The organism is Rickettsiella grylli (assembly GCF_000168295.1).
GTDB classification, from domain to species: domain Bacteria; phylum Pseudomonadota; class Gammaproteobacteria; order Diplorickettsiales; family Diplorickettsiaceae; genus Aquirickettsiella; species Aquirickettsiella grylli.
This window is the reverse complement of sequence record NZ_AAQJ02000001.1, coordinates 1,037,387-1,054,557: the sequence shown is the minus strand read 5'-3', so window position 1 is coordinate 1,054,557 and position 17,171 is coordinate 1,037,387. Positions and strand designations below refer to the sequence as shown.

Annotated in this window: 20 protein-coding genes and 1 tRNA gene; 18 read left to right on the top strand and 3 right to left on the bottom strand. The window is 38.6% G+C overall.

What is annotated here, in order from left to right:
* The first annotated feature begins 12 nt into the window (after nt 1–12).
* From rpmJ to rplQ, 6 genes are all read left to right on the top strand, one after another.
* Entirely contained in the window at nt 13–129 is a 117-nt protein-coding gene (rpmJ, locus tag RICGR_RS07720; RefSeq protein ID WP_006034926.1) for a 50S ribosomal protein L36, read from the top strand.
* Nucleotides 130–314: 185 nt separating this feature from the next.
* Nucleotides 315–674 (top strand): 30S ribosomal protein S13, encoded by a 360-nt coding sequence (rpsM, locus tag RICGR_RS04895; RefSeq protein WP_006034685.1) that lies wholly within the window; start codon nt 315–317, stop codon nt 672–674.
* Nucleotides 675–719: 45 nt separating this feature from the next.
* The gene (gene rpsK, locus RICGR_RS04890; protein WP_006035483.1) at nt 720–1,163 is read left to right on the top strand and encodes a 30S ribosomal protein S11; all 444 of its coding nucleotides are present in this window, start codon (nt 720–722) and stop codon (nt 1,161–1,163) included.
* Nucleotides 1,164–1,315: 152 nt separating this feature from the next.
* On the top strand, nt 1,316–1,936 hold the full coding sequence (rpsD, locus tag RICGR_RS04885) for a 30S ribosomal protein S4 (protein ID WP_006034930.1): 621 nt from the start codon (nt 1,316–1,318) through the stop codon (nt 1,934–1,936).
* A gap of 11 nt (nt 1,937–1,947) precedes the next feature.
* On the top strand, nt 1,948–2,994 hold the full coding sequence (locus tag RICGR_RS04880) for a DNA-directed RNA polymerase subunit alpha (RefSeq protein WP_006035706.1): 1,047 nt from the start codon (nt 1,948–1,950) through the stop codon (nt 2,992–2,994).
* Between the two features lie 13 nt (nt 2,995–3,007).
* Nucleotides 3,008–3,403 carry a 50S ribosomal protein L17 gene (gene rplQ / locus RICGR_RS04875; RefSeq protein WP_006035703.1) on the top strand — a complete coding sequence of 132 codons (396 nt, stop codon included), beginning with the start codon at nt 3,008–3,010 and terminating at the stop codon, nt 3,401–3,403.
* Nucleotides 3,404–3,429: 26 nt separating this feature from the next.
* Here the strand turns inward: rplQ and RICGR_RS04870 are convergent, their stop codons facing one another.
* Complete coding sequence (locus RICGR_RS04870) at nt 3,430–3,786, bottom strand: Hpt domain-containing protein (RefSeq protein WP_240992228.1); 357 nt, start codon at nt 3,784–3,786, stop codon at nt 3,430–3,432.
* A gap of 125 nt (nt 3,787–3,911) precedes the next feature.
* Here RICGR_RS04870 and prmB point away from each other — a divergent pair, with 125 nt between their 5' ends.
* The 12 genes from prmB to RICGR_RS04810 all read left to right on the top strand — a co-directional run bounded on the left by prmB (nt 3,912) and on the right by RICGR_RS04810 (nt 15,621).
* Complete coding sequence (gene prmB, locus RICGR_RS04865; RefSeq protein WP_006035987.1) at nt 3,912–4,856, top strand: 50S ribosomal protein L3 N(5)-glutamine methyltransferase; 945 nt, start codon at nt 3,912–3,914, stop codon at nt 4,854–4,856.
* Complete coding sequence (locus RICGR_RS04860) at nt 4,840–5,874, top strand: aspartate-semialdehyde dehydrogenase (protein ID WP_006035157.1); 1,035 nt, start codon at nt 4,840–4,842, stop codon at nt 5,872–5,874. The genes prmB and RICGR_RS04860 overlap by 17 nt, the downstream gene beginning before the upstream one ends.
* Before the next feature lie 77 nt (nt 5,875–5,951).
* Nucleotides 5,952–6,452: a hypothetical protein gene (locus RICGR_RS04855; RefSeq protein WP_006035940.1), complete on the top strand. Its 501-nt coding sequence runs from the start codon at nt 5,952–5,954 to the stop codon at nt 6,450–6,452.
* Nucleotides 6,452–7,852, top strand: coding sequence for a Dot/Icm T4SS effector AnkH/LegA3 (gene ankH, locus RICGR_RS04850; protein WP_006035296.1), 1,401 nt, complete (start codon nt 6,452–6,454; stop codon nt 7,850–7,852). Before RICGR_RS04855 ends, ankH begins: the two co-directional genes overlap by 1 nt.
* A 41-nt stretch (nt 7,853–7,893) precedes the next feature.
* Nucleotides 7,894–8,862 (top strand): hypothetical protein, encoded by a 969-nt coding sequence (locus RICGR_RS04845; RefSeq protein ID WP_040615184.1) that lies wholly within the window; start codon nt 7,894–7,896, stop codon nt 8,860–8,862.
* A 161-nt stretch (nt 8,863–9,023) separates the two neighbouring features.
* Nucleotides 9,024–9,100 (top strand) — tRNA-Met (locus RICGR_RS04840).
* Nucleotides 9,101–9,173: 73 nt separating this feature from the next.
* Nucleotides 9,174–9,635 carry a ribosome maturation factor RimP gene (gene rimP, locus RICGR_RS04835; RefSeq protein ID WP_006034757.1) on the top strand — a complete coding sequence of 154 codons (462 nt, stop codon included), beginning with the start codon at nt 9,174–9,176 and terminating at the stop codon, nt 9,633–9,635.
* Between the two features lie 14 nt (nt 9,636–9,649).
* Nucleotides 9,650–11,188, top strand: coding sequence for a transcription termination factor NusA (nusA, locus tag RICGR_RS04830; RefSeq protein ID WP_006034741.1), 1,539 nt, complete (start codon nt 9,650–9,652; stop codon nt 11,186–11,188).
* Nucleotides 11,189–11,369: 181 nt separating this feature from the next.
* Nucleotides 11,370–13,811, top strand: a complete 2,442-nt coding sequence (gene infB / locus RICGR_RS04825) for a translation initiation factor IF-2 (protein WP_006035760.1) — start codon at nt 11,370–11,372, stop codon at nt 13,809–13,811.
* Nucleotides 13,811–14,203, top strand: coding sequence for a 30S ribosome-binding factor RbfA (gene rbfA, locus RICGR_RS04820; RefSeq protein WP_006035588.1), 393 nt, complete (start codon nt 13,811–13,813; stop codon nt 14,201–14,203). Before infB ends, rbfA begins: the two co-directional genes overlap by 1 nt.
* A 72-nt stretch (nt 14,204–14,275) precedes the next feature.
* Nucleotides 14,276–15,205, top strand: coding sequence for a tRNA pseudouridine(55) synthase TruB (truB, locus tag RICGR_RS04815; protein ID WP_006035818.1), 930 nt, complete (start codon nt 14,276–14,278; stop codon nt 15,203–15,205).
* Nucleotides 15,206–15,429: 224 nt separating this feature from the next.
* Nucleotides 15,430–15,621 (top strand): hypothetical protein, encoded by a 192-nt coding sequence (locus tag RICGR_RS04810; protein WP_006035048.1) that lies wholly within the window; start codon nt 15,430–15,432, stop codon nt 15,619–15,621.
* 196 nt (nt 15,622–15,817) lie between these two features.
* Here the strand turns inward: RICGR_RS04810 and efp are convergent, their stop codons facing one another.
* Together efp and orn are read right to left on the bottom strand one after the other, a co-directional pair.
* Nucleotides 15,818–16,387, bottom strand: coding sequence for an elongation factor P (gene efp / locus RICGR_RS04805; protein WP_040615551.1), 570 nt, complete (start codon nt 16,385–16,387; stop codon nt 15,818–15,820).
* Between the two features lie 139 nt (nt 16,388–16,526).
* Entirely contained in the window at nt 16,527–17,072 is a 546-nt protein-coding gene (orn, locus tag RICGR_RS04800) for an oligoribonuclease (RefSeq protein ID WP_006035256.1), read from the bottom strand.
* Between the last annotated feature and the right edge of the window lie 99 nt (nt 17,073–17,171).

Genomic DNA, 17,171 nt, shown 5'->3' with positions numbered 1-17,171 from the left:
TTAGAGGTTATTATGAAGGTTAGAGCATCGATTAAAAAAATTTGTCGAAATTGTAAGATTATTAAACGAAAAGGAAAACTAAGGGTAATTTGTTCTGCTGAAGCACGTCATAAGCAACGACAAGGTTAATAGAATGCTTAAAGTGCGCCTCCACCCTGTTTGTGTTATGCCTGTCATAATCGCTTACATTATGAATGCGGATGCGAAATACTAATTTAGACAATTTTCTGTAAATGTTATTGATTTTTTTTCAAGAGTGGGATACCCTACTGCGCCTTCTGAAGTATCTTAAATTTAAGGGTTTGGAGTGAAAAATGGCTCGAATAGCCGGTGTCAATATACCAATAAATAAACATGTCGTCATAGGGTTAACCGCCATTTATGGCGTAGGTCGTTCTCGTGCCTTAAAAATATGTAAGGGTCTCAATATTTCACCGGAGACGAAAGTGAAGGACCTTTTAGAGAAACAATTAGATGCCATACGACAGAAGATTATTACGTACAAAATAGAGGGTGACTTACGTCGCGAAGTTTCTATTAGCATCAAGCGTTTAATGGATTTGGGCTGTTATAGAGGCATTCGGCACCGTCGGGGCTTGCCTGTTCGTGGTCAACGTACCCGCACGAATGCGCGTACACGGAAAGGTCCTCGTAAAATGATTCGTAAAGATTGAACCGCGTTTTAACAGAGAAAGGCATACTTGTGGGTATTTACTAATATGGCAGATTACAATTTACATGCATCGCAGCAATTAACGATGGCTGAGAGGGCGGGGTCGCATCGTAAGCGTAAAGAGATTGTTCCCGATGCAATCGTTCATTTGAGCACCTCTTTTAATAATACGATTATTTGTATCCGTAAAGGAGGGGATACTTTAGGGATATCCTCAGCGGGAGCGTGTGATTTTAAAGGGACTAAAAAAGGCACGGCTTTTGCGGCTCGAGTCGCTTTCGAAAAAGCGATTGAAAAAGCAGTCGATAAGTATAAATCAAAATATAAACATAATTTAGGACGCGTTGAAGTGAGAATTAAAGGGCCAGGTCAAGGGTCTGAGCAAGCGATAATGGCTTTAAAAAATAAGGATATTGAGGTTACTCAAATCTTGAATATTACAGGCGTGCCTCATAATGGTTGCCGACCGCCCAAACGGCGTCGTGTATAGGCAAAATGGTTATGTTTCTTTAGTTAGATCAATAAGAAGCTGAAAAAATAAGTTTCCAGTGTTATTAAAATTGGGTGAAACGTTGGGTGAAACGAAAGAAAAAAACTTTAAAATGAAGACTACTATATTAATAATTGGGAGTAAAGAATTTAATGGCTAGATACCGAGGTCCGACTTGTAAATTAGCGCGTAGATTGGGAACTGATTTACAGTTAAAAAGTGGTATACGTGCACTCGATAGCAAATGTAAGTTGGCTACGCCTCCTGGTATGCAGCCTGCAAAGCGAGGACGATTATCTGAGTATGGTGTATTGCTGCGGCAAAAACAGCTTATTCGGCATACCTATGGTATTTTAGAAAGACAATTTCGCCTTTATTACACAAAGGCTTCTAAGCGCAAAGGGATTACAGGCGAAAATCTTCTTAAATTGTTAGAATGTCGTTTGGATAACGTAGTCTATCGGATGGGTTTTGCGTCGACGCGTGCTGAAGCAAGACAGTTGGTTTCTCATCGAGCCGTAAAAGTTAATTCGACTATTGTTAATATCCCTTCTTACCAAGTTAAGGTCGGTGATGTTATTGAGATAAAGGAAAAAAGTAAGTCTCAAACGCGTATTCAAGCAGCAATAGAACTCACCAAACAAAAACCTCAACCGGCTTGGATAGATGTAGATTCTACTCAGTTACAGGGGGTCTTTAAGTTAATTCCAGAGCGAAGTGAATTACCATTAGAATTTAATGAGAATTTAGTCGTTGAGTATTACTCTAAGTAAGAAGGTAACCCATGTCGACGAATGTTAAGAAATTTTTAACGCCTCAAACCATTGAAGTGCAAACGATTGCACCGAACCGGTCACTGATTACTTTACAACCTTTTGAGGCGGGTTTTGGCCATACCTTGGGAAATGCTTTACGTCGTGTTTTGTTATCTTCTATGCCGGGTTGTGCAGTTGTGGAAGCTAAAATCGAAGGCGTACTTCATGAATATAGTAGCTTAGAAGGTGTTCAGGAAGATATTATTGATATTTTACTCAATTTAAAGGGTGTTGCTTTTCAGATGCATGGAAAAGAAGAAGTCACGCTTGAGTTAATTAAAAATACAGTGGGCCCTGTTTGTGCGGGTGATATTACTCTACCCAGTGATATTGAAGTTAAAAATCCGGACTTTGTTATTGCACATCTAACAAAACCCAAAGAATTTAAAATGACGCTGAAAGTGGCTAGAGGGCGTGGCTATCAACCTGCATCGTTGCGTAAAGCCGATGAGCGTTTTGTAAGTGAAGTCGGAGCTTTACAACTTGACGCACGTTTCAATCCTATATTACGCGCAACCTATTCAGTAGAAAATGCACGTGTAGAACAACGCACGGATCTGGATAAATTAGTGATTGATCTCGAAACGAATGGTACTATTGATCCAGAAGAAGCAATACGGCGCGCAGCAACGATCATTCAAGAACAATTGCGTACTTTCGTTGAGCTTAAACATGAAACAGAAGAAGAAGTAGTCGATGAGTTTGTTGATATCAACCCGATGTTATTACTTCCCGTTGATGAGCTCGAATTAACTGTGCGGGCCGCTAATTGTTTAAAAGCAGAACATATCTATCGTATTGCTGATTTAGTGACGAAAACTGAATCAGAGCTGCTGTCTACGCCAAATTTAGGAAAGGTTTCTTTATGGGAGATTAAAACTGCTTTACAAAAACGTGGGCTCTCTTTAGGCATGGAAGTACCTATTCAGCAGCTCGCTTCTTTAAAAAAATCCTTAGAAGCCACTGAAGAAACTGGAAAATTAGAGAAAACGGAAGATATTAATAAGATTAACTAAAAGGTAGCGAGTTATGCGTCATCTTAATGCAGGCCGTCAATTAGGGCGAACGTCGAGCCATCGGACAGCAATGTTTCGAAGCATGGTTAGCGACTTGCTCACAAAAGAAATGATACGTACAACGTTGGCAAAAGCCAAAGAACTTCGTCGAATTGCTGAGCCGCTCATTACGTTAGCAAAGGAAGACACTGTTTCTAAAAGACGTTTGGCATTTAGTCGTTTACGTAATAAAGAAACGGTCGCATTGCTATTTAACAATATAGGCCCACGATTTAAAAAACGATCGGGGGGGTATTTACGAATACTGAAATGTGGATATCGGGTTGGCGATTCTGCTTCTATGGCGATGGTGGAACTGGTAGAACGTGCTGAAAAAAATGAAGCTCGTCCTGTCGAGGTATCGGCATAAGCGGGGTAAAAACACAACGAACCTGTTTATTTAGAGTGAACGACTTCGTCTGCTTTATCCAGGGTTTCCTGTAATTCACGGTTAAATTGTTCCAAGAGTACGTTCGAGTAATCTCCTTTTTTGATTGCCTTTTCTAAGACAAGAAGGCTGTACTTAAGTCGAATGAGCCCGCAATAAGCACATGATCCCAAGAGCTTATGCAAGGCTGATTCAAGTTTTTTTTGCTGCTTGTTTTGAAAAGCGAGATTGATTTCTGCGCGTAATTGTGGTGTTTCTTTTAGAAATAAGTGAAGTAATTCTTTAATTATTTTATGTGAATCTTTTGTAAAGAGCTGATTGAGCCTGTTATCAATGATGGGTAAGTCGGATAATTTTTTTTTCACGTCCATTATCCCTCTCGTTTATTTTTAACGTAACGCAATGTTATTTTTCCACCTATCGTTGTGATTGTTTCTCAATAGAGCCTATGTTTAAATGGGAAGAATTCTAAATCAATTTTAAAAAATTCGTGGCTAAATTATCTTATCGCATACCTAATGATGAGCTTAAGGCTGCATTACTCGAATTTAGACATTTACAGGATATATTACGCTGGGGTTATACGCAATTTAATCAAGCGAATCTTCATTATGGTCATGGCACTGACAATGCATGGGATGAAATTGTTTACTTAGTATTATCCACGTTAAAATGTGGACCACAGTTAAATTCCTTTTTTTTAGCATCGAGTTTGACGCTTGCTGAACGCCGATTGTTAATAGAAAATATAAGACAACGCGTGGAAGAACGTATCCCGACCGCTTATTTGGTGAATGAAGCGTATTTTGCAGGATTGGCTTTTTACGTTGACGATCGCGTACTTATTCCGCGCTCACCTATCGCAGAATTAATCCAGTCTGAACTGAATCCTTGGATTGAAAATACCAAAAAAATTCACACTATTCTTGATCTGGGGACAGGGAGTGGTTGTATTGCGATTGCATGTGCTTATGCTTTTCCAGAAGCGCGCGTTGATGCGGTTGATCATTCTAAAGATGCACTTAAAGTCGCCGCAGTGAATGTGAAAATTCATAAGCGACAGGGTCAAATCAACTTAATTTATTCTGATTTTTTTCAAAATTTAAAAAGACGACGTTACGATATTATTATGAGTAACCCGCCTTATGTTGATGCAGAAGATTTTATGTGTTTACCTTTAGAATATCGGCATGAACCGAGAGCCGCGTTAGCGGCAGGGAAAGACGGTTTGGACGGTGTTATTCAAATTCTTAAAGAGGCAAAAAAATATTTAAAAGAAAAAGGTATTTTAATTGTAGAAGTAGGGAATAGCAAAAATGCGTTGATCAAACGTTATCCGCACATCCCTTTTTTCTGGCTAGAATTTGAACAGGGCGAAGCGGAAGTATTTTTATTAACTCAAGAGCAATTAATGTGTTATGAGAAAGCATTTTAATTTGGCACTCGTTGGTGCAACAGGTTTGGTGGGGCAATCGGTATTCGCTATTTTACAGGAACGAAAATTTCCGGTTGATACGCTTTATTTACTGGCTAGCGAACGATCGGCCGGCGAAACAATGATGTTTAATAAACATGCGTTATGCGTAACACAGTTAGCCGATTTTGATTTTAAACACGTGGATATCGCATTCTTTACCGCAGGTTCGGCAATTTCTGCTCAATATGTTCCAGAGGCGATTAAAAATGGCTGCTTAGTGATTGATAATACCGCTCATTATCGTTACGACAAGGACGTCCCGCTTGTCATTCCTGAAGTGAATCCTGAGGCGTTAGCAGGTTATAAAAAACGTCTCATTATCGCAAATCCAAATTGTGCCACGATACAAATGCTTGTCGCATTAAAACCGATTTATGATGCCGTTGGCATCGCACGTATTAATGTAGTGACTTTCCAATCCGTTTCTGGAGCAGGCAAAAGGGCTTTCCAAGAATTAATTCAGCAAACAACTCAATTATTAAATGGATTGCCTATAAAAAAACCTCACGCATTGACACAACAAATTGCATTTAATGTGATTCCACAGATCGACGTCTTTGAAGGAAATGGATACACCCGGGAAGAAATGAAAATGGTCTGGGAAACACAAAAAATTTTATCGGATAAAGAAATTCAGATCAATTCGACTGCTGTACGCGTGCCGGTATTTTATGGCCATTCAGAAGCGGTACATATCGAAACAAAGCAAAAAATAAGTATAGCAAGGGCTAAGCAGTTATTAAAAAAAGCCGCGGGTGTTTGTGTGCTTGATAAATCTGCAAATAATGGGTACCCAACACCTTTTTCGCTCCCAGAGAGTGATGATGTCATGGTGGGTCGACTTCGTGAAGATATTTCCCATCCATTGGGTTTAGATATGTGGATAGTCGCGGATAACATTCGTAAAGGCGCTGCTTTAAACGCGATACAAATTGCAGAACTTATGATTAAAAATTATCTTCACGCTGAAAAATAGCCATTTTTTAATTGATTTTTTGTAAAACAAACTGTTTTTGTTTACAATAAAAAGCAAGTAATCAATGAAAAAAAGCGATGGCAAATCCCAATAAAAAAAATCTTTCTTTAGAGCAAGATATACTTACAGAAGTGATTGAGCAGCATTCCCATTCCCGCTCGTATCACGACGAGAGTGATACGGTCATGAACCCAGACGATGAAAGTGATAGCGGTACAGGACAGGTTACATTGAGTGTCGAAACCTTATTCGCCTATTTAAACGCCCTATTAAATAAAGAGCGTCGCGAACGCCTAGACGGGCAAAAAAAATTTGGCATTTGCCCGGATACCGAGGATCCAAATCATTTACTCGGTAAAAAAGGGTTATGCGCAACAGGTTTTAACGAAACGCCAAAAATGCACCCCTTATTAGCACAGAGCCAACAGTTTAGTGGTGATGATCCTTCAATAAATGCGATTCCTGCAGACAATCGTGAAGCTATAAAACGATTTCCTGAAAAACGACTTGAAAATCAACTACGATTACAAAAAAATTTGGGTTTGGGCGCCACTAAAAATGTAACGCTTAGTCGATAATGAATCATACGTTTGCACATGAGATTTTATTTGGCACATTATCTGGAGTCGAACGGTTTATACAGTCGGGTGCGGATATAGAAGAAATCGATGAATATGGATTTTCACCATTAATCGAAGCAACCATTGCGAATAAGGACGACATCGTCGCGCTATTATTAAGATATGGTGCAGACATCGATAATGTCGATACAACAGGGCGCACTGCATTGCATTGGGCTGTCGATAATCATAATCTTTCTTTATGTGAATTACTGCTTGCCCATCATGCGAATGCGAATGCGTACACGTTTGCAGGCCAGCCTGTCTTAGTTTACCCTTTGCTCAGACAACAACGTGAATTAAAAAAACTTCTTTATCGCTATGGTGCTCAATTAAGCTTTGCCCAAGATTTTATACAAGCGAAATTGCTCGGTCATCGTTATGAATTGTTAGGTCAGGTGGATATTGTTAATGCGAACGAACAGTTTATCGAAATGAACTACGAAGGTTTTTTTTTAGAGTTTACACTCGATGTTATATTCAATTCGTTGCGACGCTATCAAAATCATTTTTCATCACGTCATTTACGACCTTACTTCGAAAACGTTCAGAAATTAATACGCGCATTTTCTAATGCGCAGGCGCTACTCAAATATCAACGTTATACGATAAACATTAAGAATTATACAGAATCTATTAATGATTTACTGAATCAAGAATTATTGTTATTACCCGTTGCTTATGAAGGTCATGTGATCACATTCATTAAATATAAAAACTTTTTAGTTCGTTGCGATCGCGGTGAAAATGCGTGTCATGAAGGGAGTATCGTTATTTATGCCTGTCGAAATCTTTATGCCTTTAATGAAGCGTTTTGTAAACAATTAATGTATAGGCGTCAATCGCGTGAATTTTTGAACAAGCGAATAAAGCAGTATTTAGATTTAGTTTACATGACGAATTTACCGATTCGGAGGCAACGGGTGGGTAATTGTTCCTGGGCCAATATAGAAGCGAGTATTCCAGCCATGTTATTTATGTTGGAAAGTGTCAATAAAGAAGGTCATCTTCTTTCTCATTTTGAAAATGGGCAACAATACGCATTCAATTTTTTTAAAGATTGGCAAAACTGGGACAAACAGCGCGCTTTAGAAGAGTGCATACACACTTTTTATGATGCGAACCCAGCACGAAGAGCAACCAAGGCAACACAATTAGCGGCTATTTTGTTTCAACAATTAGCATATGATCGGAATGAAATAAAACAAGCAGAATCTATTTTAAAAATTTTATCGCTACCTGATTATGATTATTTATTAAAAAGCTACCTGATGGTATATTGGCAATTAAATAAAACAAAACAAGGAAAAGAATTAATGAATTTATTAGATGCGTGTGGGGTTGTTGTAACGCTATAATACGTTATTATTATAATAAGGAATGATTGGAGCTTAAGGAGATGAATAACGAAATTAATGTCCACCGGGGAACCTTTTTTCCATTAAACACTCGACCATTAAAAATACCAGAACCAATTAAAAAGGTTAATCCGGTTAATAAAAACGCCGTTTACAACTTAACGTGGAATGGTTTTTATTGGGAGTTACGTCAGCGAGGGACTAAGCATTTTATGCGGTGCTATGGATTTTCTTCAAGAAAAAAATTACAACTGTTTATCGCAAGATCTAATCTTTGGCAAGAAAAAATAACGTTAGGTCATTTTGAAACAAACACGCAATCAGAATTAATGGCTTATTTAGGCGATAAATTTTTTGATCAAGTATCGTTAGAGCATAATTTTAATCCAAAAAACCATAAACTATCGACCATTCATTATTTTATATATAATTATAACTTAAGCTTTGCGGCGTTAAGTTTAGGATTTTCTAGTTTACAATCTTTTCTTAATTTTTTTGCAAAAAGTTCTTTTGTAGCGGATTACTCAATAAATAAAGCAGAAAATTTATCGATAGCGATAGGAGTCCTACAAAAAGCAGATCCGATCGAAATGAAAAACGAATTAGGTCAGCTCTATAATGAGCCTTTAATCGAGAATAAACGGTTTGAAAGATATAATTATACCTTGGAGGAATTAAAATTAGCGTTGGAAACGGAAAATTTTTCCATCGTCATAGCCAGTTTAGGGGGAGGTAGTATCTATGCATTCAATAAAAAACTAAAACGTTTAAGCCCTGTCATTAACGTTCAGTTAGATGATTTAAAGAAAAAATCATGGGAGGCATTATTACAAAATATACCTCTCAAATGGTGGAAAGTTAAGTTGGATCAATTTTTTTCTCAAAAAGAAATGTTTTTTAGGGAAAGGGCTTGCGCCCAACAATTTTTTCACGTGCAGCCGCAAAATGTTATAGCCCCTACAGGATATACTGCCTATGCACCAGGAGGTATCGGTTTATCCTCTCCTTAACGTAGTTTATCGTTAACCTCAATAATTCTTTTAACGTCGCAATGGGAAAACCTCTAAGGCGAGTAAAGGTAAGCTCGGTGAGACACGATATAAGCCTAAATTTAGAGTCGTTTATCCCATTGTAATTATCACACTGAATAGAGTATACTCGGTGCCGCTATCGCGGGGTGGAGCAGTCTGGTAGCTCGTCGGGCTCATAACCCGAAGGCCGTAGGTTCAAATCCTACCCCCGCTACCAGTTTTATTACAGCGAAAGGCCCCATTTAGGGGCTTTTTATTTGGAGAGAATAAATAATACAAAGTTTTTTCAAATGATAAGAAACAATTCAGCGATAGAAGCGAGGTTATCACCCACGATTGAGGCACTCGGCTATGAGTTGTGGGCCTGCGTCTATCTGAGAGAAGGTCAAAAAAATAGATTACGTATCTATATTGATAGTGAGAAAGGCATTACGCTTTCGGATTGTGAGCGCGTAAGCCGGCAGGTGGGTGCATTATTGGATGTTGAGGACCTTTTACAAGGTCACTATCACTTAGAGGTTTCTTCTCCTGGTTTAGATAGGCCGCTTATTAAAGAGGATCATTTTCAGCGTTACGTGGGTTACCCAATACATGTTTTTTTACAATCACCTATTGATAATCAACGCAAATTTAAAGGCCTTTTGCAATCAACAAGGGCTTCTGGGATAGTACTGAACCGAGAAGGAAAGGAATTTGTATTAACATGGGACAATATTTTACATGCGAATGTATTGCCTAAGATGAATAAATAACCCGGAGGCAGGCTATGAAAAAAGAAATTTTACTAGTGGCAGAGACGGTATCTAACGAAAAAGATGTTGATAAAGAGCTTATTTTTAAAGCGATAGAAGCCGCTTTAGCGATGGCAACTAAAAAAAAAGCAGGTGAAGACATTGACGTTCGTATTGCTATCGATAGGCGTACCGGTGACTATGAAACGTTTCGCACGTGGACGGTCGTTGCAGATGAAGCTGAATTTAATCATTCTGATGAAATACCCGTTTCTTTTGACCCCTTAAAACACATTCAATTAAGTGAAGCTAAAAAACGTCATCCTAATAGCCAAATAGGCGATATTATCGAAGAGCGTATGCCTTCTGTGGAATTTGGTCGTATTGCAGCTCAAACGGCAAAACAAGTGATTATTCAAAAAGTCAGAGAAGCTGAGCGTGCTAAAATAGCAGAGGCTTATACGAACCGAGTCGGTGAGTTGCTATCAGGTATCGTCAAGCGGGTGACGAGAGAAGGTTTAATTGTAGATTTAGGGGCTAGCGTCGAGGCTTTTGTCCCACGCGAAGAAATGATACCGCGTGAAGAGATACGTTCTGAAGATCGTTTGCGGGGGTATTTATATGCGGTCAATCCACAAGTTCGAGGTCCACAATTATTGATGAGTCGCACCCGTCCAGAAATGCTGATTGAACTTTTTAAAATAGAAGTTCCAGAGATTGGCGAGGAGTTAATTGAAATTAAAAGCGCAGCGCGCGATCCAGGGTCACGTGCTAAAATTGCAGTGAAAACAAATGATGGTCGTATTGATCCAATCGGTGCCTGTGTGGGCATGCGTGGTGCACGCGTGCAAGCGGTTTCTAGTGAGTTAGCAGGTGAACGGATTGATATTGTCTTATGGGATGATAATCCTGTTCAATTAGTGATCAATGCTATGGCACCTGCTGAAGTGGCTTCTATTGTCGTGGATGAAGATACAAAAGTGATGGATGTCGCCGTACAAGAGGATCAATTATCTCAGGCGATTGGTCGCAATGGTCAAAATGTACGTTTAGCGAGTGAATTAACCGGTTGGATTATTAATGTGATTACCGTAGAAGAAGCGGCCAAAAAAATAGTAAAAGAATCGGAAAATTTACAAAATCTTTTTATAGAGCAACTGACTATTGATGAAGCGCTTGCCGAGATGTTAGTCCGGGAGGGATTTACGAGTTTAGAAGAAATTGCTTATGTCTCCGCGCAAGAGCTGTTAGCTATCGAAGGATTTGATTCAATCTTAGTCGAGATGCTCCAAACCCGTGCTAAAGAAGTATTGGCGTTACAAGCACCAACGAAGCAAAAATCTTCAACAACGGAGCATGAAAAATTTTTAGAACCCCATCGGGATTTACTATCCTTAGAAGGGATGACTGAAGAAATAGCGACTACATTGGCGAAAAGAGGTGTTTCTTCACGTGAAGCGTTAGCTGAGTTGGCAGTGGATGATCTCCTTGATATCATCGAATTAGATCGTGAAAAAGCCGGTAAACTGATTATGTCAGCGCGCGCGCCTTGGTTTGTTGAGGAAAAAAAATAAGCGTTGAAAGGAGTTATTGTCCACCTAAAAAAGTAACGAAAAATAATGAGGATTTGAATAAATTTGAATGTGTTTTTGAAGTTAACAGGTTTTTATCGTCAATACATCACGTGTATTTCGGGAAATGATGAAGTGTTTAATGGTTTTCGACACTGTCAAATAGTGACAGGAGAAGCATAATATGACAGAAAATATTAAAGATAAAACTGAAAGTAAGGTTTTTAATGAATCGAGTAAAGATGGCGCAGTGGATAGTGCTAAAAAAGTGATTACATTAACGCGGACGCGTAAAAGTACCAGTTTGCTTAAAGTCAAAGATACTTCGGGTAAAGCCAAAACGATTAAAGTACAAGTTCGCAAGAAAAGAACGTATGTGAAAAGTAATGAGGGCTTAATTGACGAAGAAACGAATCGGGCGAATGAAGCCAAAGAAAAAGAAGCCTTAATACAGCAAGAAAAAAAACAAGCGACTGAAAAATTATCGACGATGACAGAGACGCAGGATAAGCAAACGGCTGGAATTAAAAAAACGATCGATGAAACGGAAATTGTCAGTGGAGGAGAAAAGAAAGAACACGTTCCTCGTTCTGAAAAAGCGGTAGCACCTGTATCTCCTTCTAAAAAAACGAAGCCACCCAGTGAAAAGCTGGTCATTGCCTTACCAAAAAATACAGAAAGAGTGGATCGCGATAAAAAACATAAAAATCGCAATTTAAAAGAAAAAGAAATGGCGAAATATCGACACAAAGCGATTTATCAATTTGAAGATGAATCCGATGAGCAATTCCGTCATCGTAAAAAAACAGGAAAATCGAAACGACCGAGTCAATTATTACAGCAACAATTTGAAAAACCCGTCATAGCGGTTGTTCATGAAGTTGAAATCCCCGAGACGATTACCGTCGGTGATTTAGCGCAAAAAATGTCAATAAAGGCCGCTGAAATTATTAAAGCATTAATGAAATTAGGTGTGATCGCCACGATTAACCAAGTTATTGACCAGGATACGGCGATACTCGTGGTAGAAGAAATGGGGCATGTTGCAAAACCCGTGAGTTCGAATGCATTAGAAGAAGGTTTAATCCATACAACGCAAGAAAAAATGGGCGAATTATTGCCTCGCCCACCCGTAGTGACCATTATGGGCCATGTTGACCATGGAAAAACCTCACTTTTAGATTACATTCGGCGAACGAAAGTGACACAGAAAGAAGCGGGTGGTATTACACAGCATATTGGTGCTTATCATGTCGAAATATCGAAAGGCGTTATTACCTTTTTAGACACGCCGGGTCATTCCGCTTTCACAGCGATGCGAGCGCGTGGTACACGGGTAACCGATATTGTTATTTTGGTTGTCGCAGCCGATGATGGGGTTATGCCACAGACCATCGAAGCGATTCAACATGCGAAAGCAGCCAATGTGCCTATCGTCGTTGCAATTAACAAAATCGATAAACCCGAAGCTGATCTCGACAGAATAAAAAATGAATTAGCGAAGCAAGGTCTTAATCCTGAGGAATGGGGTGGAGATACGATGCTTATCCCTGTTTCAGCAAAAACAGGTCAGGGTGTTGATGATTTATTAGATTCGCTATTGGTTCAAGCAGAGGTGCTTGAATTAAAAGCACCATACGAGGGTCCCGGACAAGGAATTGTCATCGAGTCACGATTAGATAAAGGAAAAGGTTCGGTTGTAACGATATTAGTGCAACGGGGAAAACTTCGTAAAGGTGATTTATTGTTAGCGGGCACGGCTTATGGTCGTGTCAGAGCATTACTGGATGAACAGGGAAAATTAGTTGAAGCGGCAGGGCCTTCTATGCCTGTTGAAGTACTGGGCTTATCCAGTACGCCAGTGGCAGGAGATGAAGCCGTGGTTGTTGCCGATGAAAAAAAGGCACGAGAAATTGCTTTATTTCGTGAAGGGAAATTACGTGAAGCGAAATTAGCACAACAACGAATGCTTAAAACCGGTGATATTTTTGGTCAACTCGATGAAAATCAAGTTAAAACGTTAAATATAATTGTAAAAACCGATATGCAAGGATCTGCTGAAGCCTTACAAGAAGCTTTAAATAAACTGTCTACTTCTGAAGTTAAAATAAAAATTGTCTATATCGGGGTCGGTGCGATTACCGAATCGGATGCGAACCTCGCGTTAGCTTCAAAAGCATTAATTTTAGGATTTAATGTTCGAGCGGATGCTACTGCGAAAAGAACAGTAGAAAAAGAAGGCCTCATCATGAACTATTATAGCGTTATTTATGACCTGATCGATCAAGTTAAAAACATCATGAATGGATTGCTTACGCCAGAAATAAAAGAAAAAATTCTCGGTTTAGCCGAAGTTCGCGAAGTTTTTCGATCAGCGAAGCTGGGTGTTATTGCAGGATGTATGGTGACAGAAGGTTTAGTCAAACGTAATGCACCGATTCGATTACTGCGTGATAATGTTGTTATTTATGAAGGTGAATTATATTCTTTACGTCGATTTAAAGAGGATGCAACGGAGGTTCGTCATGGTATGGAATGTGGAATTGGCATAAAAAATTTTACGGATATTCGAGTAGGCGATATGATCGAAGTTTATGAACGTGTTTCAATATCAAGAACAGTCTAATGCAAAAGAACTCTAATCGCGTTGCGCGTATTGCTGATCTTATTAAAAAAGAATTAAGCAATCATATTTTAAACAAGGAAATAGCGGACAGTCGTTTGAAATTCATTACCATTACCTCAGTGAAAGTTTCTCGAGATCTTTCTTATGCGGATATCTTATTTACGCAGTTATCGGTAGAAAATTCAGACGAAAAACAAAAAGATAAGGAATTAGCCGTTCAATTAGTAAGAAAAGCATCTGCTCGTTTACGTTATGCCTTAGCTCAGCGTTTACATTTATATAAGATACCTCGTTTGCGATTTTTTTATGATGATTTTTTGGAGGAAAGTCATCGACTCCATTGTTTAATTGAACAAGCAATGACTAAAGATAAATCAAAACGTACTGAATAAAATTCTTGAAACCCTATCAATATTGAAAAGAGACATCAATAAATAGTTTTTTACTATAATAAAGAATAAATTATGCAGGCTCTACGTTCTAAAAAACGCGCAATAACAGGTATTTTATTGCTTGATAAGCCGAAGGGAATGACATCAAATCAGGCTTTACAAAAAGTTAAGCAATTATTTTTAGCCGATAAAATTGGGCATACCGGGAGTCTCGATCCGTTAGCAACGGGTTTGTTACCTTTATGTCTTGGAGAAGCCACCAAATTTTCTCAATTTCTACTCAATGCGGATAAACGTTATGTGGTGAGTGCGCGTTTGGGTATTAAAACCAATACGGGAGACGCTGAGGGTGAAGTAATTAAATCGTGTCCTATTGCGGACTATTCCCTTAACGAACTCGAAGCTATTTTGTCTCACTTTCGTGGGTCAATTTTACAAACACCACCGATGTTTTCAGCTTTAAAATACAAAGGCCAGCCGTTATATAAATTAGCGCGACAAGGTATCGTTGTTGAACGTCGCCCACGAACCGTTAAGATACATTGTTTACACTTACTTGAATCCAATGAAGATAAAAGCGTACTGAGTCTAGAAATTAAATGTAGTAAAGGAACGTATATCCGTACCTTAATTGAAGATATTGGTGAATCCTTGGGTTGTGGTGCTTATGTACAGAATTTGCGTCGCTTAGGCGTGGCTAATTATTGTGCGGATCAAATGGTGAGTTTAGATGAATTACAGGCGTTAAGCCAAAATGAACGCTATGAAAAATTATTGAACTTAGACAGTTTGTTAAGTGAATGGCCTATTTTTAAAGTCTCGCAGGCCGCCGCCTATTATCTCTATTGCGGACGAACTCTCTTATTACCTAATTTGCCAAAACAAGGTTTGTTGCGCTTGTGTCTAAAAGAAAATGATCGTTTTATTGGCATCGGCGAAATTTTGGAAAATGGGCGTGTTATGCCTCGGCGTTTAATTGACTTTAATAAATCAGGATTTTAATTTGGAATCGTTTTAACGGTCAAATTTTATACTGAATGCGATAAAGGTTATTCTCATGAGATTTCCTGGCAATGAATCCGTTTTTTAAATGTTGCGTGTATTGACGCCCCGAGGGGTTAACTTGGCTATATTTTAATCAATCAATAGCAATCTTATGGTAATTAATACGGTCTTTGCTAGGCTTAAAGGAGAGACGTATTGAATTGTTTAAATTAGGAGCTCATATGAACAAAGGTAAATTTCCTCACGATAAGAAACAACAAAAAAATCCTTTTCAAAGCCAAGGTCACAAACCACAATGGCCAGGCCATAACCCCAATCAAGAACCTAACAAACACAATCCAGGACACAATCCGGAGCATAACCCAAACAATCCAAATAAACCACAATGGCCAGGTCAAAAAGACAAACGTTAAAATGTAAGGCTTTTGGAAAGTTTTGCTAAATTTTTTTAGCATTTGATTGGAGCAGGAGCGCAACTGAGATGGATGATTTTTTTAGATCATCCATCTTTTTTTAGAGTAGATGATATTACGAGGGAAATCGCTTACCTTACTGCGCGTTTTTGTCAAAAACGCTAAAATTTTCTTTTTAGAGCAATCATAATAGAATCTATTCTTTTATGCGGGAAAGATATTCCCCAGTCCGCGTATCCACTTTAATTAATTCGCCTGTTTGGACAAATAAAGGAACGCGTACGATAGCGCCTGTTTCTAAACGAGCGGGTTTCCCACCTCCGCCTGAGGTATCACCACGTAGGCCCGGATCAGTTTCTACTATTTTTAAATTAACAAAATTGGGGGGCGTTACACACAAAGGGCTTCCATTAAATAAGGTTAAAATGCATAAGTCTTGTTCTTTTAACCATAATTTGGCTTGATTGACTACTTGACGGTCAGCGGCGTATTGCTCAAATGTGACCGGATCCATAAAATGCCAAATATGACTATCGTTATAAAGATAATGAACCTCAATATCAAATACATCGGCCGCTTGCAGCGTATCACCCGATTTTAACGTACGTTCGATCACGCGATTGTTTTTTAAATTACGTAATTTTATCCGATTAAACGCTTGTCCTTTCCCTGGTTTTACATAATTATTTTCCAATATGACATAAGGGTCATTATCTAACATAACCTTCATACTGTTTTTTAATTCATTGGTGGTATAGACAGTCATCATGTATCTCACATTTTTTTAAAATAGACTTATTTCTCATTCAAGTTTAAAAGTGGGTCTGCCTTCTCGAATCTATTCGATTGAAGAACAAGGTATCAACCTTGTCTTCTTAGCGGTAAAAAGCCAATTTAAAGTATCTTTAAAGTTTAAATAAATGCTCCCGATAATAACGGAGTTCATTAATAGAATCTCGCACGTCTTCTAAGGCTAAATGCTTTGATTTTTTTTTGTAGGCACCTAAAAGATTGGGGCTCCAGCGATAAGCAAGCTCCTTCAATGTACTCACATCCAAATTTCTATAATGAAAATAGTTTTCTAATACAGGCATACAGCGCGCTAAAAAACGACGGTCCTGACAAATACTATTCCCGCACATAGGTGATTTCTGAGGAGGAACATGTTTCATAATAAACTCTAACGTTTGTTTTTCGGCTTCCTCTTCGGTCATTTTACTGAGTCTGACTCTATCGAGTAAACCCGAGTTCTTATGTTGGCGTTTATTCCAATCATCCATATGGGTCAAGATAGATTCAGATTGAAAAATGGCAAACACAGGACCTTCTTCTATAATTTCTAATTGAGAATCGGTGATAATGGTCGCAATCTCAATGATTTTATCTTGATTGGTATCAAGTCCTGTCATCTCGAGATCGATCCAAATTAAATTACCTGCTTTAGGCGTCATGTAAAGCTCTTTAATCATTATTACTAAAAATAATCTACAAAAATAAACGTTCTAAAAAATTTTCCATATGAAAAGTGGCTACGCAATGAGATGCATCGC